The organism is Pseudoxanthomonas sp. UC19_8 (genome assembly GCF_042700505.1).
Lineage (GTDB): Bacteria > Pseudomonadota > Gammaproteobacteria > Xanthomonadales > Xanthomonadaceae > Pseudoxanthomonas_A > Pseudoxanthomonas_A winnipegensis.
Genome location: NZ_CP170559.1, coordinates 28,110 through 49,364, shown reverse-complemented (window position 1 = coordinate 49,364; position 21,255 = coordinate 28,110). Strand labels below are relative to the sequence as shown.

Here is a 21,255-nt window from a genome sequence, read left to right as displayed (position 1 = left end):
TCTATCGGGCCGGCACGGCGCAGACCCCGGCCCACACGGCCAGGCCCTCCAGCACCAGGCTGTCGATGCGCTGCGCCTGCGGCAGCAGCGCCGCCAACGGGGCGCTGCCGCCGCCATGCAGCAGCAGCGACGGCGTCTGGCCCAGGCGCTGGGCCCCCTGCGCCAGGCTGCGTTCGATCAGGGCCACGGCCGCACCGTCGCAGCCGGAGGTCAGCGCGTCGACCGTCTCGCTGGCGAACTCGTCGAACACCCCGCCCTCGGCCGGCAGCTGCGCGGCGGCCCGGTGCAGGGCCTGCCGCATCAGCTGCGGCGACGGCGCGATGCGCCCGCCCAGGTGCGTCCCGTCGGCGGCGACCAGATCGATCGTCACCGCTGTGCCCACGCCGGCTACCAGCCATGGCCCGGCGCCGCGCGCGCGCGCGCCGAGCATGGCCAGGAACCGATCCACGCCCAGCCGCGCCGGTTCGGCATAGGCCACGCGCAGACCGGCCAGCTGCGCCTGGGTGCGTGCCAGCGAGACAAGCCGAAAGCGTTCCTGCAGGACTTCCAGCACGCCGGCAGTCAGGGCCGGCGCCGCGACGCTGGCCAGGCAGGCCGACGCGCCATACGCAGGCAGCTGCGCGCGCAGCTGGTCCAGCAGGGCGCCGCGTCCGTGATCCAGCGCGATCACCGCGCCGATCCGGCCGTCGGCCTGCAGCGGCGCGGCCTTGAGCCGGGTATTGCCCAGATCGAGCAGCCAGCGCTGCGGCATCGCCTCCCGACTCATGCCGCGCGCACGCTGACTTCGCCGGCGTGGAAGACGCGCAGGCCCTGCGCGGTCGCCACGCGCAGCGCGCCGTCCTCGGCGATGCCCTCGGCGGTGCCGACCACATTGCCCTCGTCCAGCTTCAGCGTCACCGCGCGTCCGCGCAGCGCATCCAGCGCGGCATAGCGCGACAGGAACGGCGCCAGCCCCTCGCTGTCGAACAGCGCCAGCGCCGGCAGCAGCTGCGCCAGCACCGCCGCCGCCACCGCCTGGCGCGCGGGCGGCGTCGGCAGCGCGCCCGCCAGGTCGATCCAGGGCTGGTCGATCGCCTCGCCCTGCACCTGCGGCATGCGCACATTGAGCCCGATCCCGACCACGGCGCGGACCGGGCCGCCGGCCTCGCCGCCGCCCTCGACCAGCAGGCCGCCGAGCTTGCGCCCGTCGACCGCCAGATCGTTGGGCCACTTCAGGCCTACCTGGGCCAGGCCCAGCGCGCGCAGCGCCTCGGCCACCGCCACGCCGGCCACCAGGCTCAGCCCGCCCAGCCGGGCCAGGCCGCCGCTGTAGCGCCGGGCCACCGACAGATAGATGTGCGCGGCCAGGGGCGAGGCCCAGCTGCGTCCGCGGCGGCCGCGACCGCCGGTCTGGCGCTCGGCCAGCAGCACGGCGCAGCCGTAGTCCGGGCTGGTGCGGCGCAGGAGCTCGCTGTTGGTGGAATCCAGGCTCCAGGCCACCTCCAGCTGCGCGATCAGGGCGAGTGCCTGGGCCGGCAGCGCCGCGCGCAGGGCGTCGGCGTCCAGCAGTTCGAGCGGTCCCTGCAGCGCGTAGCCCTGACCGGCGCTGCCGGCGATGGCGATGCCGGCCTCGCGCAAGGCCTGGACCCGCTTCCAGATGGCGGTCCGGGTCAGCCCGGTCTCCTGCGCCAGCAGGTCGCCCGACACCGGCCCCTGCATCAGGCGCGACAGGAGCTGGCGCTCGCGCTCGGCGGACGCGGGAGACTGAACAGGGAGGGCGGTCATCAGGCCGCCATTATGGGGAGGGCCGGCGGACGCTGTCATGGCGTACAGGAAGTCAAAAGCGCGTTATGATCGGGTTTCGCCGCTGTGTGCCCCGCCCCGGAGTCTTCCGATGCTTCGCGCCTGCCTTGCCGTTGTGCTGCTGTCCTGCGTCGCCTCGCCCGTGCTGGCCCAGAACGGGCGCACTGCCGTGGCCGCGACCGCACCGGCAGCGTCGGGCAATCGCGCCGGCGAGTCCACCACCGGCGCGACGGCGGACAAGAGCAGTCCGGCGTCCGGCTATGGCCACGCCGCCGCACCGGCGACCAGCCAGGGCGGCGGTGGCGACGACGAAGGCGTGCTGCGCCTGCGCGCGCCCAAGTGGAACAGCTTCCTGCCCGGGATGTTCCGCTGATCCAGCCGCTGTTGCGCTGGCTGCGTGGCCAGCCGCCCTCCCTCGACGACACCCTCTGGCAGCAGGCCAGCGACGGCCTGCCGTGGGTCCGTGGCCTGCAGCCGTCCCAGCGCGAGACGCTGCGCGCCCTGGCGGCGCGCTTCCTCCATCAGAAGACGATCACGGCGCTGGGCGGCCTGGAGCTGGACGAGCATGCACGCGTGCAGCTGGCCGCGCTGTGCTGCCTGCCGCTGCTGGAGTTCGGCATCGGCGGGCTGCGCGGCTGGTCGCAGCTGATCGTATATCCCGAGGCGTTCCGCGTGCAGCGCAGCCACGTCGATGCGGCCGGCGTGCTGCACGAGTGGGAAGACGAACTGGCCGGCGAATCCTGGGACAGCGGCCCGCTGATCCTGTCCTGGGCCGACGTCCAGGCCGATATCGAAGACCCGGCCGCCGGCTATTGCGTGGCCGTGCACGAAATGGCGCACAAGCTCGACGGCCTCAACGGCGTGCTCGACGGCAGCCCGCCCCTGCCCGGCAGCTGGCAGCGCGCCTGGGCCAAGGACTTCCAGCAGCACTACGACGCCCTGTGCCTGCGCGTGGACGCCGGCAAGCGCACCCGCATCGACGGCTATGCGGCCGAGTCGCCGGAGGAATTCTTCGCCGTGGTCAGCGAATACCACTTCTCCGCTCCGCAGGTCTTGCGTGAGGCAATGCCGGAAGTCGCCGAACACTTGGTCAGGCTGTACGGCGCGCCGCCGGCGATGTTCTAGCGGCGCGGCGCGGCGGCGGGATTCGGGATTCGGGATTCGGGATTCGGGATTCGGGATTCGGGATTCGGGATTCGGGATTCGGGAGTCGGGATTCGGGATTCGGGATTCGGGATTCGGGATTCGGGAATCGGGAATCGGGAATCGGGAATCGATCAGGAGCTTGCGGCCTCGAACTTCGCTTATGAAGGTTGTTGCGTCGAGAGCGGTAGCACAGCAAAAACCCGTCATCCCCGCGAACGCGGGGACCCATGGACGTCCGTCCAGGTCGCGCAAGGTCCATGGGTTCCCGCTTTCGCGACGGTAGGAAGTTGCCCGCGGCTCCTGATGTCCAACTCCGGCGCCTGCTCGGCGGCGAACAAGGAGGGTCAAAGTCGAAGAAGGACGTTATTTCCCACGCTACCTGCGCATCTGAAGCCGACTCACAGCCCCTCAGGCAGCTTCACCTCGAACCGCGCGCCGCCCAGCTCCTGCGATCGGCTGACGGTCAGTTCGCCGCGATAGCCGCGCACCAGGTCCTGCACGATCGACAGGCCGATGCCGTGGCCCTGCACGCGCTCGTCGCCGCGCACGCCGCGCTGCAGGATGTTGGCCACATTGTCCTCGGCGATGCCCGGGCCATCGTCGTCCACCGCCAGCAGCAGGCCAGCGCGACGATTGCCGGCCGAGTTGATCGGCGCGACGGTCAGCAGCACGCGCGAGCGCGCCCACTTGAACGCGTTCTCCAGCAGATTGCCCATCAGCTCCTGCAGGTCGCCCACTTCGCCGTGGAAGCGCGCGGACGGATCGATCTCGAACTCGCAGATCACGCCCTTGGCCGCATAGACCTTCTCCAGCCCGCGCACGATCTGGTCGGCATGCGGCTCGATGTCCACCGGCGCCGAGAACAGCTTGTGGCCGGTGGAGGCCGCGCGCGCCAGCTGATAGGACACCAGATCGTTCATGCGCTTGAGCTGGACGTTGAGCTCCTCGCGCAGCGCATTGGCGTGCACGCCGTCGTCGAGCTGCGCGCGCAGCACCGCCAGCGGGGTCTTCAGGCTATGCGCCAGGTCGGCCAGCGTGTTGCGCTGACGCTCCAGGTTCTCGCGCTCGGAATCGATGAAGGCGTTGATGCTCTCGGTCAGCGGCTCCAGCTCGCGCGGATGGTGCTCGGTCATGCCCTTGGCTTCACCGCGCTGGACCCGCTTGAGCTCGTTGATCACGCGCTGCAGCGGGCGCAGGCTCCAGTTGAGGATCAGCCCCTGCAGCAGCAGCAGCACCACGCCCGCGCTGCCCAGATAGACCCACAGCGCATGGCGGAAGGTCTGCAGCTGCGAGTCGAGCACCTGCGTGTCTTCGAGCACGTAGATCGAATAGGAAAACTCGCTCTTGGGCCCGCGCGCGGCCCACACCGTGCCCAGGCCGAAGCGATAGATCGCGCCGTCACGCCCGTCCAGCTGGACCATGTCCAGCGGGCCCTCGAAGACCTTGTCGTTGGGCTTGAGCATCTTGCCCTGCGGCAGATACGGGCCCAGGGTCGAATCCGACCCCCAGCCGGCCTCCGGATTGGGCAGCACGATCTGCGCGTACAGCCCGCTGCCGGGCTGACCGAAGCGCGGATCGATCACCGTCGCCGCATCCGATGGATTGATCAGCGACCCGTCGCGGGCGAAGTCCACCTTGTTGGCGAACGAATACGCATAGCCTTCCAGCCGCCGCTGCAGGTTGTCCTCGGCCGTGGTGACGAAGGCGCGGTCCAGCGCCACGCCGGCCAGCGCGAGGAAGGCCACCAGGCCCACGCTGGCGGCAAGCAGCTGGCGCGCCCGCAGCGAGCGCGGGCGCCACCGGACGATGCGTTCGCGCCCTGCCGCCGGGGCCTGCGCGGAAGGCGCGGCCCCGGGCATCAGCCCTCGTTGCGCGGGATGGCGAAGCGGTAGCCGCGGCCGCGCACGGTTTCGATCGGCTTGAGCGCGCCGTCGGGATCTAGCTTCTTGCGCAGGCGGCCGATGAAGACCTCCAGCACGTTGGAGTCGCGGTCGAAGTCCTGCTGGTAGATGTGCTCGGTCAGGTCGGCTTTCGAGACCAGCTCGCCGGCGTGCATCATCAGATACTCGAGGACCTTGTACTCGTAGCTGGTCAGATCGACATTGCTGCCGTTGACGCTGACCGTTTGCGCGGCCAGGTCCAGCGCGACCGGACCGCACTCCAGCGTGGGCTTGCTCCAGCCGGCGGCGCGGCGCAGCAGCGCGTTGACGCGGGCGAGCAGCTCCTCGACGTGGAAGGGCTTGACCAGGTAGTCGTCGGCGCCCTGCTTGAGGCCCTCGACCTTGTCCTGCCAGCTCGAACGCGCGGTCAGGATCAGCACCGGGAACTTCTTGCCCTCGTCGCGCAGCGCCTTGATCAGCTCCATGCCCGACATCTTGGGCAGGCCCAGGTCGATGATGCCCACGTCGAACGGCACCTCGCGGCCCATGTACAGGCCTTCCTCGCCGTCCTGCGCGGCATCGACGGCAAAGCCTTCGCGCTTCAAGCGAGCGGCCAGGGTTTCACGCAGCGGAGCTTCGTCTTCGACCAGCAGAATGCGCATGGAGTCTTCCTAACTGAAATGGGGACGTTGCTGAGTATCGGGTGGCAAGCTGAACGGCTCGCCATGCCGTTCAGCTTACGGGCGAGGGGGGTTAGGCCCGCGTGGACGCATCGGCGGGAAGTCGCCCCGTCCCGGACCAGGATCGCCGCGACGCGTATCGCGCCGGCTCATCGAATCGCTGTCCATGTAGCGCACGCGCCCGTCCTGGTCCATCACCTTGACCCGCATGATGTCGCGGCCGTCGAACTGCACGCGCTCGGCACCCAGCACACGCCCGCCGCTCTCGGCCTGGGCGCGGCGCACCGCGTCGGCCGCGTCCAGGCGGCCACCCGGGCCACGCTGGAGGACCGGGGCGATGCCCGGATCGACCTGCGCCCACGCCACAGACGTCGCGCCGAGCAGGAGCACGGCGGTTAAAAGGGCATCTAGAGCGCGTGAGCTGGTCATAACGGAATCGTAACGGCTATTCGCGCGGTGGGATGAACCGCGACCGACACTCCGGTGGCGAGGAAGGGGCCAGTCTTGGGGCGCCGCGGTGAATCCGTTCTGAATTTTCTGAACGGGGATGCGGACTCGTTCAGGCGCCGGGCCGGATCAGAAAAGCTCGCCCACACAGCATCTTAGCGAGCCGCCAGCGGCCTCGATGGCGGGCAGCGGCACGGACCGCGGCTCCAGACCGGCGGCCTCCAGCGCCGCCAGCGTCGCCGGGCGCAGCGCCCGGTGCGCGCTGCGGCTCATCCACACCGAATCGGGCCTCAGGCTGATCGCATTGCCGGCGAAGGCCTGCTGCTCGGCCGCGTCCAGCCCGATCACATGCGGACCGTACAGCGCCTGCAGCACCGCCAGCAGCGGTGCCGGGTCGGCGAAGCCGGCGGGGCTGACCAGCACGGCGCGGCCGGCCAGCAGCGCCAGGACCACGTTGGTGTGGTACTCGCCCAACGCCAGGTCGACCAGCAGCGTGGCCCGCAGGCCGAAGGCGGCGTGCATCAGCGCCGCGCCCTGTGCGTCGCAGCGTTCGGACAGCCCGCAGATGGCCAGGCCGCGCGCGCGGTCGATCACCAGCGATCCGGTCAGCTCGCACGGATGCGACTGGATCGAGAGGTCTTCCAGCGCATAACCGAGCACGTCGGTGAAGAAGGCCCGGATGTCGCCGCGCGCGGCCTCGCGCTGGCGCACCGGATGACGCATGCGCCCGATGATCGCGCGGCCCGGCACGGTGGCGAAGACGTTGTTGGGAAACAGCGCATCGGGCGTGGCCGCATCGCCGGCGAAGGCGATCACCGGCAGCTGCGCCGACAGCGCCTGATGCAGGGCGCGGTGCTCGGCCAGTGCCGCGGCCGCGTCGAAGCCCTCGCTCGCCATGTAGACATTGTCGCGGGCCGATTCCTCCGCACGGGCAAAGCCATCGGGCGACACCAGGAAAACGCCCCGCGCCGTGGCGGTGCCCCAGTCCGGCGCGAGCGTGCGCGCCAGAGCGAGGAAGGCCTGTGGATCGCGCGTGATCACCGGCGCACCGGCCTCAGGCGGCGGCGGTTAGCGGGGCGCCGGTGGCGGCCAGCGCGCGTTCGACCAGCGACCAATCGGCGCCGGGGCGGTGCGCACCTTCGCTCAGGATCTGGCGGAACTGGCGCCCGCCCGGCTGGCCGGCATACAGGCCCAGCACGTGGCGGGTGATGTGCTTGAGCGCGACGCCACGCGCCAGGGCCGCCTCGACATAGGGACGCAGCGCGCGCAGTAGTTCCTCGCGCGGGCGCACCTGCGTGCCGGCCAGCTGCGCATCGGCGCGATGCAGCAGATAGGGATCGTGATAGGCCGCGCGCCCCAGCATCACCGCATCGACCTGCGTCAGGTGCATGGCGATCGCCTCCAGGTCGGCGATGCCGCCATTGAGCGAGATCGTCAGCTGCGGACGCTCGCGCTTGAGCCGGTAGGCCCACTCGTAGCGCAACGGCGGGATCTCGCGGTTCTCCTTGGGCGACAGGCCATCGAGCCAGGCCTTGCGCGCGTGGACGATGAAGGTGTCGCAGCCGGTCGCGGCGACCGTGTCGATGAAGCCGGCGAAGTGCGCGTAGTCCTCCAGCTCGTCCACGCCCAGCCGGCACTTGACCGTGACCGGGATCGACACCGCCGTGCGCATGGCGGCGATGCACTCGGCCACCAGCGCCGGCTCCTTCATCAGGCAGGCACCGAAGCGCCCGGCCTGCACCCGGTCGGAGGGACAGCCGACATTGAGGTTGACCTCGTCGTAGCCGTAGTCCTGCCCGATGCGCGCGGCCGCGGCCAGCCGCTCGGGCTCGCTGCCGCCCAGCTGCAGCGCCACCGGATGCTCGGAGGCGTCATAGCCGAGCAGCCGCTCCCGATCGCCCTGCAGCACCGCATTGGCATGGACCATCTCGGTATAGAGCAAGGCGCCCGGCGCCAGCACCCGATGGAACGCCCGACAATGGCGGTCGGTCCAGTCCATCATGGGCGCTACGGACAGCTTGGGGGCGACAGTCGCGGCGTGATCCTGCGGAGGCGTGGTGGGCGCGTTCATTTCGCCTGCAATTCTAGGCTATCGACGTGAGCGGCCAGACTTGCGCCGCTCAGTCCAGCGGCCGGGCCCAGTGTGCGTAGCTGGTGCGCAGCAGCGTGCGCACGGTGCGATAGGGGATCGGCTTGCCCTTGCCGGTCAGGCGCTGGGCGACGCCCTGCCAGCCGTCGCTGTCGTCCTGGGTGCGGGCGCGCACCACGGTGCGGCAGGGCTGGGCCAGCGCCTTGGCCAGGGCGCAGGCGTAGTACACGTCGCCGGGCGCCCAGTTGGGCTGCTGCCCCAGTGCGACGACGTAGGCACGCGGCGCATCCAGGTAGCGCGCGATCTCGTCGACGAAGGCGTCGGGATAGCGCGGCGCGTAGGCGCCCAGGTCGCGCAGCCGCGCATCGATCCAGGCATCGCCGGTGTCCGGGGCGTAGGCCGGCGTCGACGGGGAAGCGGCCTGCTGCGCCGTCGCAGGCACGGCCGCCACCGCCAGCAGGGCAGCCGCGCAGACCAGCGCGCGCCAGTTCATGGCGCTTCGAGGCCGGACTCGATCCGGGCCAGCGCGCCGGGCAGTTCGCGCGCGTCCTGCACCTGGAGCAGGCGCGGGGTGTTTTCGGCCAGGTCGTGCTCGGCCTCGTGCGCCCAGGTCACGTGATACGGCATGTGGATGCCCCAGCCGCCCAGGCCCACCACCGGCGCGATATCCGAGCGCAGCGAGTTGCCGATCATGGCGAAGCGCTCGGGCCGCACGTCCAGTTCGTCGAGCACGCGCTGGTAGGTGGGCGTGTCCTTCTCCGACACCACCTCGATGCGGTGGAACAGGTCCGACAGCCCGCACTTGACGATCTTGGCTTCCTGATGGAACAGGTCGCCCTTGGTGATCAGCACGATGCGGTGGCGCGCGGCGATGGCTTCCACGGCCGGACGGATGCCGTCGATCAGTTCCACCGGATGATCCAGCGTGGCCCGACCGATGGCGATGATGTCCTGCACGTGCTGGGTGCTGATGCGCTGTGCGGTCAGCTCGATGGCCGCCTCGATCATCGACAGGGTCATGCCTTTGACGCCGTAGCCGAACACGCGCAGATTGCGCCGCTCGACCGCCAGCAGATGCTGCTGGGTACGGCGGTCGCCCAGGTCGATGTAGTGGCCGATGATCTGCTCGAACGCGGCCTCGGCCGCGCGGTAGTAGTCCTCGCTCTTCCACAGCGTGTCGTCGCCGTCGAAGCCGACCCAGTCGATCCGTGGCATGGCCACTCCTGTGAGACGTGAGCTGCACAGGATAGCGATGCCCAAGCAAAACGGGCGACCCGCAAGGGTCGCCCGTTCTGTTCGCCTGGGCCCGGCCGACGAGATGCCGGCCGGACTTGCGGTCGCCTGGGATCAGGCAGCCGGCTTGCTCTCCGGCGGCGTGGTCGTCTCGGCCGGGGCGGTGGTCTCGGCGGGCATGGTGGTCTCGGCCGGAGCCGAAGTCTCGGCCGGGGCGGTCGACTCGACCGGCGGGGTGGTGGTCTCGGCCGGGGCGGTGGATTCGACCGGAGTCGAGGCCGCCGGGGCGGTTTCGTCGGCCTTCGGGCCGCAGGCGGTCAGGGCGAGGGTGGCGGCCAGGGCGGCCGAGGCCAGCAGCGTGTTGCGGATCTTCATCAGAAAACTCCTTGGGTGCGGGACGCCGTGCGCGGATGCCGCGCGGACGCGAGGGGGTGGGCAGAACAGGTAAGGTGCGACCAGGCACCCGTGAAGGCGGCGCCTCTCGCGCATGAAACGCCGTCTTCACGCCGCGGTCAAGCGGAAAACGCGACAGCGTGCGGATTCTCGCCCGGCAGGGCCTGGACGATGGGTCCGCTTATCGGCCAGGAGTCGGTTCGCCGGCGCCGGGCCCGTAGTGCTGGGTCACGAAGGCTTTGTACTCGTCCAGCGACACGGCGCCATCGGCATTGGCATCGACCTGGTCGAACACCTGCGACAGTCCGGCGTTGCCGGCCGCCTCGGCCTTGCTGATGGAGCCATCATGGTTGGCATCCAGATCGTCCCAACGCTGCTGGCGCTGGTCAGGTGCCGGAGATGCGGCGGCGGCCGGCGCCGGTGTGGGCTGCTGCGACTGCGCCAATGCAGGCGCGACCAGGACGCTGCTGGACAGCAGCACCAGCGGGAACGCGTGGAATCGAAGACGCTTCATGCACGGGCACCTCTTTTGCATCGGAGACATGCGCCGTAGCACGGCACATGGCGCACACCCTGCGCGGGACGGCATGAACTCCACCGGTGCGACGAACCCACGACCAACGCGCCGTTAACCCGCCACGCCGCGATCAGCGTTAGGCCCGTCGTTAGCGAAGCGTGGGCATAACGTCAGGCTGGCGTTGATCGCGTGACCGAGTCCGCGCGCTGTGCGCCTCGACGCGGCTCAAGCGGCGTTGCGCGCCGAGGAACGCGCGCTGAATCCCAGGCGCGACAGCACCACGCCGACCACCGCCCCGATGGCCTCCAGGGCCACACGCGTCCCCAGCGCGTCGGGATCGTGGATGCGCTGCAGGGCCAAGCGCGCGTACACCGGGGACTCCAGCTTGACCACGCCCAGCGAGAACAGATGCCAGGCGTCGATGCCCGCGCCGATCGCCACGGCGATCACGCAGCTCCAGCCGATGGCGTGAGAATGGTGCAGCCCGGTGCGCGCAGCGATGGCATGCCAGACCGCGTACACCAGCAGGCCGATGACGAAAGCAATGGCACCGGCTTCCAGGGCGCCAAGCAGGCCGAAATGCAGCGGCAGATTCATGGGGTGGGGACGCGGTACGGGACTGGAGTCACTGTAGCAGCGCCAGGCGGCCGGTCAGGCGTCGTTCTCCGCGCGCGCGGCGATCTGCGCATCGCCTGCTTCGTCCAGGCGCAGGGCGATGGCGATCGGGCGGCAGCACACCTGGCAGTCCTCGATGTAGTCGGCATCGCCGGCCGAGGCGTCCACGGCGATCTCCAAGGGCTCGCCGCAGTACGGGCAGTGGATCAGCTGGAAGTCGAGCATCTGGCGTGGCTCAGGACACGGTGGGCGGCGGTGGTGGGGCGACCGGCGCATGCTCACGCAGCGTGCGCATGCGCAGCCACAGCCCGCCCACGTGCACCAGCGAGTACATCACCAGCGCCGCGGCCATGCCCAGCGTCAACGGACTGGCCTGCGAGCCGGCCATGGCGGCGCCGCCGGCGAAGGCGCCGCTGGCCCAGCGAAACGCCAGCCGCCCCAGCAGCAGGACCATCAGCAGCGCGCCGATCCAGGGATTGGGCGTGTACCAACCCTGCCCGTCGCGCCATTCGCTGTGCGTGTGCCGCAGCGCCAGCAGGCCCAGCCCGGCGCCGGCCAGGGCGCCCAGCACCAGCCCCGGCGCCACGTGCGGAATCAGGAAACCCAGCACGATCAGCAGCACCGTGACCAGCGCCAGCATCCCCAGGCGGATCCCCGCGCGCACCGGTCGCCAGGGCTGGCGCCCGAAGCTGCGGCGGATGCGCCGGTAGTACAGGAAGGCGATCGCCACCATGGGCAGGTACGGCGTCAGCGGCGACACGGCGTGGGCGGGCATGGGCGAGATTCCTGGCGAGGGCAGGACGCAGCGTGGAACCCGGGGACCTGCCGCGCAAGATGCCAAGTGTCACTTCTTGCGCGTGGGCGGCTGGCGCGACGGCGCCGGTGACGAACCGGTCAGCCTGACGCGGCCTGAACAACTGCGCGCCGGCCAGCGGTTACAACCGCGATTCCGCGCCTCAGCGCACTTCGAGAGCTTCGCGCCATGCCGCTTCCCCATCGTCTGCGCCTGGCCCTGCTGCCCACCCTGCTGGCGGTGGCCGCCTGCAGCGGCGCGGCCGCGCCCGAGGCGGCCTCCGGCGCCCTGCCCTTCACCGCCACGCCGGTGCACCGCTTCGACGAGCCCTGGGCAATGGCCTTCCTGCCGGATGGTCGCCTGCTGGTGACCGAGAAGCGCGGCCAGCTGCAGCTGTTCGACTTCAAGACCGGCAAGGCCACCCGGATTTCCGGCGTGCCCGAGGTCGCTTATGGCGGCCAGGGCGGGTTCGGCGACGTGCTGCCGCACCCGCAGTTCGCGCAGAACCACTGGGTGTATCTGAGCTATGCGGAGGCCGGCGAAGGCGACACCCGCGGCGCCGCGGTCGCGCGCGCCAAGCTGGTGCTAGACGCGGCCGGCGGCGGTGCGCTGCAGGACCTGCAGGTGATCTGGCGCCAGGTGCCCAAGGTCAGCGGCCAGGGGCATTACGGGCACCGGCTGGCGTTCGACCGCGACGGCAAGCTGTGGATCAGCTCCAGCGAACGGCAGAAGTTCGACCCGGCCCAGGACATGGCCAGCAACCTGGGCAAGATCATCCGGCTCAACGACGACGGCAGCGTGCCGCCGGACAATCCCTTCGCCGCCCAGGGCGGCGTGGCCGCGCAGGTCTGGTCGCTGGGCCACCGCAACATCCTGGGCCTGGCCTTCGACGCGCAGGGCCGGCTGTGGGAGCACGAGATGGGGCCCAAGGGCGGCGACGAGCTCAACTTGGTCGAGCGCGGCGCCAACTACGGCTATCCGATCGTCTCCAACGGCGACCACTACGACGGGCGCCCGATCCCGGACCACGCCACGCGCCCGGAGTTCGCCGCGCCCAAGATCACCTGGACGCCGGTGATCTCGCCGGCGGGCTTCGTGATCTATTCGGGCCGCCTGTTCCCGGACTGGAAGGGCGACGGTTTCATCGGCGGGCTCTCCTCGCAGGCGCTGGTGCGGGTGGAGTTCAACGGCACGCAGGCGCGCGAGGCCGCGCGCTATGACATGGGCCAGCGCATCCGTGAGATCGAGCAGGGGCCGGACGGCGCCTTGTACCTGCTGGAAGACGGCGAGGACGCCGGCGCCGGACACCTGATCAGGCTCACCCCGAAGGCGTGAGCCCGGCGGCAGGCGCGGGCCGCGGCACCGCGTCGGCCGGGCGCAGCGGCGCGGTGCCCAGCGCCTGCCGATAGCGCGCCAGCAGCGCCTCGACCTTGTCGACATAGGCGCGCGTCTCCGCGTAAGGCGGCACGCCGTCGTAGCGTTCCACCGCACCGACGCCGGCGTTGTAGGCGGCCAGCGCGCGTGTGCGGTCGCCGTCGTAGCGGCGCAGCAGCCAGCGCAGGTGACGCGCGCCGGCGGCGATGGACTGCTCGGGCGAGAACGGATCGGCCACCCCATAATCGCGCTGGGTGCCCGGCAGCAGCTGCATCACGCCCTGTGCGCCCTTGGGCGACACCGCGGCGGCATCGAAGCCGCTTTCGGCATGGGCGATGGCGCGCAGCAGCGCATCCTCGACCTGATTGCGCCTGGCCGCGGCGGCGAACAGCTTGGGCCAGGCATCCAGCCTGGGCGTGCCGACCTGGCCCAGGCCGGCGTGCGCCGGCTCGCCCGGCGGCGTGGCCACGGTGAAGCGTAGGTACGGCACCGCACCGGGCAGCTTGCGCGTGCCGTAGACCTTGACCCCGTCCTGCTCGCGCTCGTACAGGGTGCCGCTGAAGACGCCCATGCGCCCCCACAGGTCCGGCGTCTGCACGGCGTTGTCGTCCAGTTGCACCGCCTCGCACCTGGAGCCCGGCTCAGGCGCGGTGGACAGGCTCAGCGTACCCTCGCGCACGCAGCGATAGACCGTGCGCGCCAGCGCCGGCGGCGAGACGATCAGGCACAGCAGGAGCAGGGCGAGCGCGCGCATGGCGCGCGAGTATGGCCAGTGCGCGTCAGCGGTGCGTGTTGGCCGGGGCGTCGGCCTGCCCCAGCCGTCTTTCCCGCGAACGCGGGAACCCAGCGCGTTGGGGGCTTCTCTGGGGACACCTCCCGGTTCCCGCGGGAAGCGGGAACCCCGGGCTCGAACCGCGCTTACTCCTTGGTGATGCGATGCCCGCCGAAGCCGTTGCGCATCGCCGCCAGCAGCTTGTCGGCGAAGGAGTCCTTCTCGCGCGAGCGCAGGCGCTCGAGCAGGGACAGGGTGATCACCGGCGCGGACACGTCCAGGTCCAGCGCCTCCTTGGCGGTCCAGCGGCCCTCGCCGGAGTCCTCCACGTAGGGCGCGATGCCGGCCATGGTCGGGTTCTGCTTCAGCGCATCGGCGGTCAGGTCCAGTAGCCAGGAGCGCACCACCGAGCCGGTCTGCCAGATCTGCGCGACCTGGTGCAGATCGAGTTTGAAATCGGCCTTGCGCTCGAGGATGGCGAAGCCCTCGGCATAGGCCTGCATCATCCCGTACTCGACACCGTTGTGGACCATCTTGGTGAAGTGGCCGGCGCCGGTCGGGCCGACATGGCCCCAGCCGGTGGTCGGCGACGGCGCAAGCGTCTCGAAGATCGGCTTGAGCAGGGCCAGCGCGTCGTCGGCGCCGCCGACCATCATGCTGTAGCCCTCGGTCAGGCCCCACACGCCGCCGCTGGTGCCGCAGTCGACGTAGTGCAGGCCGGCCTCCTGCAGGCGCTGGGCGCGGCGCAGGGTGTCCTGGTAGAACGAGTTGCCGCCGTCGATGACGATGTCGCCCTTGGCCAGCAGCGGCAGCAGCGTGTCCAGGGTGTCGTCGACGATCTTGCCGGCCGGCACCATCAGCCAGACCACGCGCGGCGCGGACAGGCCGGCGACCAGCGCCTGGAGCGACTCGGCCGGGGTGATGCCCTGGGCGGCGACGCGCTGGCGCGCCTCGGGCGATGGATCGAAGCCGCTGACCGTATGGCCGCCCTGCGCCAGCCGCTGCGCCATGTTGGCCCCCATCCTGCCCAGTCCGACCATACCCAGTTCCATCAGCGTGTCCTCTTTCGATGCCAGGCGCGTATGCGCGAAGTCGACAAGGATAGGTCGCCTCCGTGAGCGGCGGGTATGCGGACGATGGCAGGGCCCGCACCGCATCGTTGCAGTGGCGGGCGGAAGGTGGCGCGGCGTGGCGTGCGTGGCGTCGATCTGCCCCCTCCCTTTGGCCGCAGGCCAAGGGGAGGGCTGGGGAGGGGTGCTCTTCGGAAGGCAAAAGCAAAAGCCCCCCCTCCCAACCTCCCCCTTCGCTGCGCGAAAAGGGGAGGAGCCTCAGTAGCGCCCGGACCTGATGTCAGTCGCGCACCAGCGTGACGTAGGCGCCGCTGCCGATGACCTGGAAGGTCTCGTTGTCCACGCGCCGCACTGGCGAGCCGTCGTCCAGCGCGTAGCGGTCGTGCGGATGGCCGGCGTCGGTGCCGCCGGCTGGCGCAGGGAGAATGCGCACGCGGCGGCGCTCGCCGGTGCTGTCCTGCGTGACGAAATAGCGGGTGTCCATCGTGTCGTCCCTCCCGAGGCTGTCGATGTGAGGCACGAGCCTAGGCCCGCCCGGATGAAGATCGGCTGCATGACCCAGGTGCGGCGCGGCAAGATCCGGGCAACCGGGACACCGAGCCCACAATCTCGTGACGGCCCAGCGTCTTCCCCCAGTCGGACGCCACAGGACACGGCCTGAAACGACAAAGGCCGCCCGAAGGCGGCCTGGCCGGTCGACCCACGCAGCCGGCGCGGTCAGAGCGCGTCGGGCGCCTGCGAGGGCGTCGTGGCCGGCGCCGTCGACTGCGGCACCAGGGTGCCGTCGGCCGGCTTGGCCTCGCTCGCCGGGACCGGGATGGACTCGCCCACCGGCTGCGGCTGCAGGGGCTGCGGGGCCGGCGGCGGGGTCTCGGCCGGCTTGGCCGCGGCGTCGGGCTTGGGCTTCTTCGGCGGCGGGGGCGGCAGGTAGCGCTCGACCAGGGCGAAGAACGAGCGGTAGAAGGTGGGCTGCTGCACGGTCAGGCTGGCCACGCGCACCAGCGAGTCGTCGGTGCTGCCGAAGGGCAGCGACAGCGAGCCCAGCGCGGTGCCCACGCTGGCCGAGGTATTGGACTTGCGCAGGTTGTAGCGGTCCTGGGTGGCGCTGGCGAACACCCACGACTCGCCCGAGGCCTGGGCCACGCACGAGACGCGGATGGCGACCTGTTCGTGCACTTCCGGCTCGGGCTGGAAGTTCTTGTTGGCCTCCACCGTGGAGGCGTCCGAGCGGCTGACCACGTAGCCCTGGCTCAGCAGCGCGCGACGCGAGGCCTCACAGACCTGCTCGGGCGAGCGGTCGAAGGTGCGCGAGTAGGTGCCGTCCGAATCGAAGTTCTCCTTGGCCAGCATCTCGCCCTTCTTCTCGAACGGCATATGGCCGCAGCCGGCCAGCAGCAGGACAGCGGTCAGAGGGACGAGGGAGAACAGGCGATTGGGCATGGGGACCGGCCGGACGTGCTGATGGAAACCCTTGAAGGATAACCCCGACGCGCGAAATCGGTTTCATCCCTCCCTGCGACCCGCTCAGTCGGCGTTCGGCCCGGGCGCGCGCGTCGCACGGCGCCATCACGAGACGCCACCTACCCTGCCGGCAGATCTGGACAGGAGGCATCCCCATGCAGGTGCTGATCACCGGCGGCAGCGGCTTCATCGGCCAGGCCCTGTGCCCGGCGCTGCTGGCCCGCGGCTGGCAGGTCAGCGTGGTCTCGCGCGACCTGCAGGCGGCGGCCGAGGTGCTGCCGCAGGGCGTGCGCCTGCTGGCCGACATCGAAGGCGCCGGCGGCGCCGATGCGGTGATCAACCTGGCCGGCGCGCCGCTGGCCGGGCAGCGCTGGACCGAGCGCTACAAGCAGCAGCTGCGCGAATCGCGCCTGCGTACCACCGAGGCGCTGCTGGCTTGGATGCAGGGCCTGACCGTGCGCCCGGCGGTGCTGGTCTCCGGCTCGGCCATCGGCTACTACGGGCCGCGCGACGACACCCCGCTGACCGAAACCGACCCGCCTGGCGAGGATTTCGGCGCGCACCTGGCGGCCGACTGGGAGGCCGCGGCCTGGCCGGCCCAGCAGCTCGGCGTGCGTACGGTCTGCCTGCGCACCGGCGTGGTCCTGGACGGCGGCGGCGGCGCACTGCAGCAGCTGCTGACGCCGTACCGGCTGGGCCTGGGCGGGCCGATCGGCAGCGGCGAGCAGTGGTTCAGCTGGATCCAGCGCGAGGACCTGGTGCGCCTGATCGTGTGGCTGATCGAACAGGACACGCTGGAGGGCCCGGTCAACGGCACCGCGCCCGAACCGGTGCGGCAGCGCGACTTCGCCGCCGCGCTGGGCCGCGCCTTGCACCGCCCCACCCTGCTGCCCACCCCCGGCTTCGCACTGAAGGCGGCGTTCGGCGAAATGGGCCAGATGCTGATAGACGGTCAGCGCGTGATCCCGGCCCGCGCCCAGGGCCAGGGCTTCCAGTTCCTCTATCCCACCCTCGACGACGCGCTGGCGCGCAGCCTGGAGCGCGAGGCCTGAGTCAGCCCTCCGCCGCGGGCGTCAGCAGCGCGCGCAGTTGCGCGGCGCGTGCGGCGATGGCGGCGCGCTGGTCCCCGTCCAGCCGCTCCAGGCTGCGCCATTGCAGCGCCGCACGGGGATGGTCGGCGAAGCGCCGCGCGTGGCGCAGCAGGAAGTCCCAGTACAAGGTGGTGAACGGACAGGCATCCTCGCCGCTGGCCGCGCCCGGGTCGTAGCGGCAGCCCTGGCAGTAGTTGGACATGCGCTGGATGTAACGGCCCGAGGCGGCATAGGGCTTGGACACCATGCGTCCGCCATCGGCGAACTGGCTCATGCCCAGCGTATTGGGCAGCTCCACCCATTCGACCGCATCGACATAGACCGCCAGATACCAGGCGTGGATCTGCGCAGGCGCGACGCCGAGCATGAGCGCGAACGCACCGGTCACCATCAGCCGCTGGATGTGATGGGCATAGCCCAGCTGCAGGGTCTGCTGCAGCGTCTGGCGCATGCACACCATGTGCGTTCGCCCGTCCCAATAGAAGGCCGGCAGCGGCTGCCGCGCGTCCAGCGCGTTGTCCTGGGCGAAAGCCGGCATGCGCAGCCAGTACACCCCGCGCACGAACTCGCGCCATCCGATCACCTGGCGCACGAAGCCTTCCACCGCCTCGATCGGCGCATGGCCGTCGCGCCAGGCGCGCACCGCCGCCTCGACCACCACGCGTGGGGAGAGCAGCTTGAGGTTCATCGCCGCCGACAGCAGCGCATGGAACAGCCACGGCTGATCGGTCCACATCGCATCCTGGTAGCGGCCGAACTGCGGCAGGCGCAGCGCGACGAAGTCGTCCAGCGCCTGCCGCGCCTGCGCCGGGGTGAGCGGCCAGTCGAAGCGCGACAGGTCGCCGGGCCGGTCGCCGAAGCGCGCGCGCACCAGCGCGATCACCTCGCCGGTCACCGCATCGGGCGGGAAGGCGGGCGGCGCCGGCAGCGGCGGCGGCCCGGCCTTGCCGAAGGACTTGCGGTTGTCCGCGTCGAAGTTCCAGCGCCCGGCCACCGGCTGCGCGCCGTCCATCAGCACCTGCTCGCGGCGGCGGATCCAGCGGTAGAAGTGCTCCATGCGCAGCTCGCGCCGGCCGCGCGCCCAGTCGGCGAAGTCGGCCGGATCGCAGAAGAAATGCAGGTCCGGCCGCTCGCTCCAGCCGAGGCCGGCCTCGGCCACCACCCGCGGCAGCGACTGCGCCAGGCGCCATTCGCCCGGCCTGACGGCGACGACCTTCTCCGGCCGCAGCGCGGCCAGGTCGTGCGCCAGCGCCTCTTCGAGCGTGGCGAAGTCGTGGCGGTCCAGCGCGCGGTATTCGACGCGCCAGCCGCGCGCCCGCAGCGCATCGCGGAAGTGGCGCATGGCCGCCAGGAACAGCGCGATGCGCGGCTGGGTGCTCCACACATGCGAGGCCTCGTGCGCCACTTCGGCCATCCACACCGCGTCGCGGTCCGGGTCGAAGTCGTGCAGCGCGGCCGAGTCGGGGTCGAGCTGGTCGCCCAGCACCACCACCAGATGGCGCAGGCCAGGGCTCGCGCTCACAGGCTTCAGTCCGCGCGCTCGGCGGCGGCGGCGCTGTCCTGTTCGACCGCCATCAGCGCAAGCGAGCGGCCCAGCGCGGTCCAGGCCGCGCCGGCCGGCACCGCGCGCGCGTTGCTGCGGCCGCTGGTGTCGATCTGCACGCGCCAGTGCTCGCCCTCGACCGTGGGCAGATGGAACACCACGTCCTCGGGGTTGGCGTTGAGCAGCATCAGCAGGGTCACGTTGGCCGCCACCTGACGCAGGCCGCTGGCCGGCGCGCGGCCGTCCAGGCGCATCATCAACGCACGCGCCTGCGGGTTGTGCCAGTCCTCCTCGGCCATCTCGGTGCCGTCCGGGGACATCCAGGTCACGTCCTTGATGCCCAGCTCCTCGTCGAACTTGCCGTCGAAGAAACGCGCGCGGTGCAGCAGCGGATAGCGCCGGCGCAGCGCGGTCAGGCGCTGCACGAAGCGGGTCAGCTCCGCGCCATCCGGAGAGGTTGCGGCCGCCCAGTCCAGCCAGCTGATCGCGTTGTCCTGGCAGTAGGCGTTGTTGTTGCCTCCCTGGGTGCGGCCGAACTCATCGCCGGCCTGCAGCATCGGCGTGCCCTGCGACAGCAGCAGCGTCGCCAGCAGGTTGCGCTGCTGGCGCGCGCGCACCGCGTTGATCTGCGCGTCGTCGGTGGGTCCCTCGACGCCGTAGTTGCACGACAGGTTGTTGTCGGTGCCGTCGCGGTTGTCCTCGCCGTTGGCTTCGTTGTGCTTCTCGTTGTAGCTGACCAGGTCGCGCAGGGTGAAGCCGTCGTGGGCGGTGACGAAGTTCACCGAGGCGCCGGGCCGGCGGCCGCGGCGGTTGAACAGGTCGGCGCTGCCGGTCAGGCGCGTGGCCAGCTCGGAAAGCTTGCCTTCGTCGCCGCGCCAGAACGCGCGCACGTTGTCGCGGAACTTGTCGTTCCACTCCACCCAGCCCGGCGGGAAGCCGCCGACCTGGTAGCCGCCGGGGCCGACGTCCCAGGGCTCGGCGATCAGCTTGACCTGGCTCAGCAGCGGATCCTGCCGGCACGCGGCGAGGAAGCCGCTGGAAGGGTCGAAGCCGTGTCGCTCGCGCCCCAAAATCGTGGCCAGGTCGAAGCGGAAGCCGTCCACGTGCATCTCGGCGACCCAGTAGCGCAGCGAATCCATCACCATGCGCAGCGCGCCGGCGTTGGTCAGGTCGAAGGTGTTCCCGGTGCCGGTGTCGTTGATGTAGTAGCGGCGGTCGTCGGCCAGGCGGTAGTAGCTGGCGTTGTCGATGCCCTTGAACGACAGCGTCGGCCCCATCTGGTTGCCTTCGGCGGTGTGGTTGTAGACCACATCCAGCAGCACCTCCAGCCCGGCGTGATGCAGGCGCGCGACCATCTGCTTGAACTCGTGCACCGAGCCGGTGGCCATGTAGCGCGAGTGCGGGGCGAAGAAGCCCAGCGTGTTGTAGCCCCAATAGTTGGACAGGTCCTGCTCGAGCAGGTGCTGGTCGTCGGCGAAGGCGTGGACGGGCAGCAGTTCGACCGCGGTCACGCCCAGGCCCTGAATGTACTCGACCAGCTCGTCGTTCTTCAGCGCCGAGAAGGTGCCGCGCAGATTCTCGTCCACGCCCGGGTGGGTCATGCTCAGGCCACGGATATGGGCCTCGTAGATCACCGTGCGCTGCCAGGGCGTGAGCAGGCGCTTGTCGTTGCCCCAGGTGAAGGCCGGATCGATCACCGCGCACTTGGGCATGTAGCCGGCGCTGTCGCGGCGGTCGAAGGACAGGTCCTTGTCCTTGTGGCCCACCGTGTAGCCGAACAGGTGCGGCGCCCACTTGGGCTCGCCCACGATCTGCTTGGCGTACGGGTCCAGCAGCAGCTTGTACGGGTTGAAGCGATGGCCGGCGTCGGGCGCGTAGGGTCCGTGCACGCGATAGCCGTAGAGCTGGCCGGGCCGCGCGTCGGGCAGGTAGCCGTGCCAAATCTCGTCGGTGTATTCGGGCAGCACGATGCGCTCGGCCTCGCGCCCGCGCTCGTCGAACAGGCACAGCTCCACGCGCGTGGCGTTGGCCGAATACAGGGCGAAGTTCACGCCCAGCCCGTCCCAGGTGGCCCCCAGCGGGAAGGGCCGGCCCTCGCGGATGCGCGAGCGGCGGACCGGGCGACGCTTGTCCTGGGCGCGGGCCGGCCGGGTGCGGGGGGGCGCGAGGGTCACGGCGTGTCAGCGTCCTCGGATCGGGGCGTCAGGGTCGAGCCGCTCTGCTCGGCCACGCGCGATTCGGCATCGGCCAGGCGTTCGGCCATGGCCCAGTGTCGCGCGGACTGGCCGTCGGGGCGACCCTCGGCTTCCCAGATCTCGTGAGCCAGCTGTTCGATACGGAGCCTGCGGGCATTGGGGTCCATGGCGAAA

General features: G+C 70.8%; 25 protein-coding genes. 4 read left to right on the top strand and 21 right to left on the bottom strand.

The genetic code is table 11. The features are described 5' to 3' along the window. Position 1: 1 nt before the first annotated feature. Both ACFJIT_RS00230 and birA read right to left on the bottom strand, forming a co-directional pair. A complete protein-coding gene (locus ACFJIT_RS00230) occupies positions 2-766 on the bottom strand; it encodes a type III pantothenate kinase (RefSeq protein WP_379654625.1) in 765 nt (254 codons plus the stop codon). After that, positions 763-1,764, bottom strand: coding sequence for a bifunctional biotin--[acetyl-CoA-carboxylase] ligase/biotin operon repressor BirA (gene birA, locus ACFJIT_RS00225; RefSeq protein ID WP_379654624.1), 1,002 nt, complete (start codon positions 1,762-1,764; stop codon positions 763-765). Before birA ends, ACFJIT_RS00230 begins: the two co-directional genes overlap by 4 nt. A gap of 109 nt (positions 1,765-1,873) precedes the next feature. Between birA and ACFJIT_RS00220 the strand changes: the two genes are divergently transcribed. Both ACFJIT_RS00220 and ACFJIT_RS00215 read left to right on the top strand, forming a co-directional pair. Continuing rightward, positions 1,874-2,155: a hypothetical protein gene (locus ACFJIT_RS00220; RefSeq protein ID WP_130516336.1), complete on the top strand. Its 282-nt coding sequence runs from the start codon at positions 1,874-1,876 to the stop codon at positions 2,153-2,155. After that, complete coding sequence (locus ACFJIT_RS00215) at positions 2,122-2,907, top strand: zinc-dependent peptidase (RefSeq protein WP_379654623.1); 786 nt, start codon at positions 2,122-2,124, stop codon at positions 2,905-2,907. Before ACFJIT_RS00220 ends, ACFJIT_RS00215 begins: the two co-directional genes overlap by 34 nt. 419 nt (positions 2,908-3,326) lie before the next feature. On the opposite strand, the gene ACFJIT_RS00210 is transcribed toward ACFJIT_RS00215, so the two are convergent. From ACFJIT_RS00210 to ACFJIT_RS00155, 12 genes are all read right to left on the bottom strand, one after another. Next, positions 3,327-4,787 carry a sensor histidine kinase gene (locus tag ACFJIT_RS00210; RefSeq protein WP_130525069.1) on the bottom strand — a complete coding sequence of 487 codons (1,461 nt, stop codon included), beginning with the start codon at positions 4,785-4,787 and terminating at the stop codon, positions 3,327-3,329. Then, the gene (locus ACFJIT_RS00205; protein ID WP_130516330.1) at positions 4,787-5,470 is read right to left on the bottom strand and encodes a response regulator transcription factor; all 684 of its coding nucleotides are present in this window, start codon (positions 5,468-5,470) and stop codon (positions 4,787-4,789) included. The genes ACFJIT_RS00210 and ACFJIT_RS00205 overlap by 1 nt, the downstream gene beginning before the upstream one ends. A 75-nt stretch (positions 5,471-5,545) precedes the next feature. Next, complete coding sequence (locus tag ACFJIT_RS00200; protein WP_379654622.1) at positions 5,546-5,917, bottom strand: PepSY domain-containing protein; 372 nt, start codon at positions 5,915-5,917, stop codon at positions 5,546-5,548. A gap of 147 nt (positions 5,918-6,064) precedes the next feature. After that, positions 6,065-6,976: an arginine deiminase-related protein gene (locus tag ACFJIT_RS00195; RefSeq protein WP_379654621.1), complete on the bottom strand. Its 912-nt coding sequence runs from the start codon at positions 6,974-6,976 to the stop codon at positions 6,065-6,067. A gap of 13 nt (positions 6,977-6,989) precedes the next feature. Beyond that, on the bottom strand, positions 6,990-8,006 hold the full coding sequence (gene dusA / locus ACFJIT_RS00190) for a tRNA dihydrouridine(20/20a) synthase DusA (protein ID WP_379654620.1): 1,017 nt from the start codon (positions 8,004-8,006) through the stop codon (positions 6,990-6,992). A gap of 49 nt (positions 8,007-8,055) precedes the next feature. Next, positions 8,056-8,517, bottom strand: coding sequence for a hypothetical protein (locus tag ACFJIT_RS00185; RefSeq protein WP_379654619.1), 462 nt, complete (start codon positions 8,515-8,517; stop codon positions 8,056-8,058). After that, positions 8,514-9,239 (bottom strand): HAD family hydrolase, encoded by a 726-nt coding sequence (locus tag ACFJIT_RS00180; protein ID WP_130516316.1) that lies wholly within the window; start codon positions 9,237-9,239, stop codon positions 8,514-8,516. Before ACFJIT_RS00180 ends, ACFJIT_RS00185 begins: the two co-directional genes overlap by 4 nt. Positions 9,240-9,371: 132 nt before the next feature. After that, a complete protein-coding gene (locus tag ACFJIT_RS00175; protein WP_130516314.1) occupies positions 9,372-9,632 on the bottom strand; it encodes a hypothetical protein in 261 nt (86 codons plus the stop codon). Between the two features lie 199 nt (positions 9,633-9,831). Then, on the bottom strand, positions 9,832-10,164 hold the full coding sequence (locus ACFJIT_RS00170; protein WP_379654618.1) for an EF-hand domain-containing protein: 333 nt from the start codon (positions 10,162-10,164) through the stop codon (positions 9,832-9,834). A gap of 228 nt (positions 10,165-10,392) precedes the next feature. Beyond that, a complete protein-coding gene (locus tag ACFJIT_RS00165) occupies positions 10,393-10,764 on the bottom strand; it encodes a hypothetical protein (RefSeq protein ID WP_306995357.1) in 372 nt (123 codons plus the stop codon). Between the two features lie 54 nt (positions 10,765-10,818). Beyond that, the gene (locus ACFJIT_RS00160; RefSeq protein ID WP_379654617.1) at positions 10,819-11,007 is read right to left on the bottom strand and encodes a CPXCG motif-containing cysteine-rich protein; all 189 of its coding nucleotides are present in this window, start codon (positions 11,005-11,007) and stop codon (positions 10,819-10,821) included. A 10-nt stretch (positions 11,008-11,017) separates the two neighbouring features. Continuing rightward, positions 11,018-11,557, bottom strand: coding sequence for a hypothetical protein (locus tag ACFJIT_RS00155; RefSeq protein ID WP_130525093.1), 540 nt, complete (start codon positions 11,555-11,557; stop codon positions 11,018-11,020). A gap of 207 nt (positions 11,558-11,764) precedes the next feature. Here ACFJIT_RS00155 and ACFJIT_RS00150 point away from each other — a divergent pair, with 207 nt between their 5' ends. Beyond that, positions 11,765-12,910: a PQQ-dependent sugar dehydrogenase gene (locus ACFJIT_RS00150; RefSeq protein ID WP_379654616.1), complete on the top strand. Its 1,146-nt coding sequence runs from the start codon at positions 11,765-11,767 to the stop codon at positions 12,908-12,910. On the opposite strand, the gene ACFJIT_RS00145 is transcribed toward ACFJIT_RS00150, so the two are convergent. The 4 genes from ACFJIT_RS00145 to ACFJIT_RS00130 all read right to left on the bottom strand — a co-directional run bounded on the left by ACFJIT_RS00145 (position 12,894) and on the right by ACFJIT_RS00130 (position 16,231). Further along, positions 12,894-13,703 carry a lytic transglycosylase domain-containing protein gene (locus ACFJIT_RS00145; RefSeq protein WP_306995351.1) on the bottom strand — a complete coding sequence of 270 codons (810 nt, stop codon included), beginning with the start codon at positions 13,701-13,703 and terminating at the stop codon, positions 12,894-12,896. The two genes, ACFJIT_RS00150 and ACFJIT_RS00145, sit on opposite strands and share 17 nt — an antisense overlap. 164 nt (positions 13,704-13,867) lie before the next feature. Continuing rightward, positions 13,868-14,773, bottom strand: coding sequence for a phosphogluconate dehydrogenase (NAD(+)-dependent, decarboxylating) (gene gnd, locus ACFJIT_RS00140; RefSeq protein WP_286575612.1), 906 nt, complete (start codon positions 14,771-14,773; stop codon positions 13,868-13,870). A 298-nt stretch (positions 14,774-15,071) separates the two neighbouring features. Next, on the bottom strand, positions 15,072-15,275 hold the full coding sequence (locus tag ACFJIT_RS00135) for a hypothetical protein (protein WP_130516298.1): 204 nt from the start codon (positions 15,273-15,275) through the stop codon (positions 15,072-15,074). Between the two features lie 233 nt (positions 15,276-15,508). Next, positions 15,509-16,231, bottom strand: a complete 723-nt coding sequence (locus tag ACFJIT_RS00130; RefSeq protein ID WP_379654615.1) for a DUF2242 domain-containing protein — start codon at positions 16,229-16,231, stop codon at positions 15,509-15,511. A gap of 176 nt (positions 16,232-16,407) precedes the next feature. On the opposite strand from ACFJIT_RS00130, the gene ACFJIT_RS00125 reads away from it, so the two are divergent. Then, positions 16,408-17,304 (top strand): TIGR01777 family oxidoreductase, encoded by an 897-nt coding sequence (locus ACFJIT_RS00125; RefSeq protein ID WP_379654614.1) that lies wholly within the window; start codon positions 16,408-16,410, stop codon positions 17,302-17,304. A 1-nt stretch (position 17,305) separates the two neighbouring features. Here ACFJIT_RS00125 and ACFJIT_RS00120 read toward each other — a convergent pair whose 3' ends face one another. From ACFJIT_RS00120 to ACFJIT_RS00110, 3 genes are read right to left on the bottom strand one after another with little or no spacing between them, the layout of a single operon-like run. Continuing rightward, positions 17,306-18,865 carry a cryptochrome/photolyase family protein gene (locus ACFJIT_RS00120; RefSeq protein ID WP_379654613.1) on the bottom strand — a complete coding sequence of 520 codons (1,560 nt, stop codon included), beginning with the start codon at positions 18,863-18,865 and terminating at the stop codon, positions 17,306-17,308. Between the two features lie 5 nt (positions 18,866-18,870). Then, the gene (gene glgX / locus ACFJIT_RS00115) at positions 18,871-21,060 is read right to left on the bottom strand and encodes a glycogen debranching protein GlgX (RefSeq protein WP_379654612.1); all 2,190 of its coding nucleotides are present in this window, start codon (positions 21,058-21,060) and stop codon (positions 18,871-18,873) included. Next, complete coding sequence (locus ACFJIT_RS00110) at positions 21,057-21,248, bottom strand: DUF2934 domain-containing protein (protein ID WP_130516288.1); 192 nt, start codon at positions 21,246-21,248, stop codon at positions 21,057-21,059. The genes glgX and ACFJIT_RS00110 overlap by 4 nt, the downstream gene beginning before the upstream one ends. Positions 21,249-21,255: the final 7 nt, after the last annotated feature.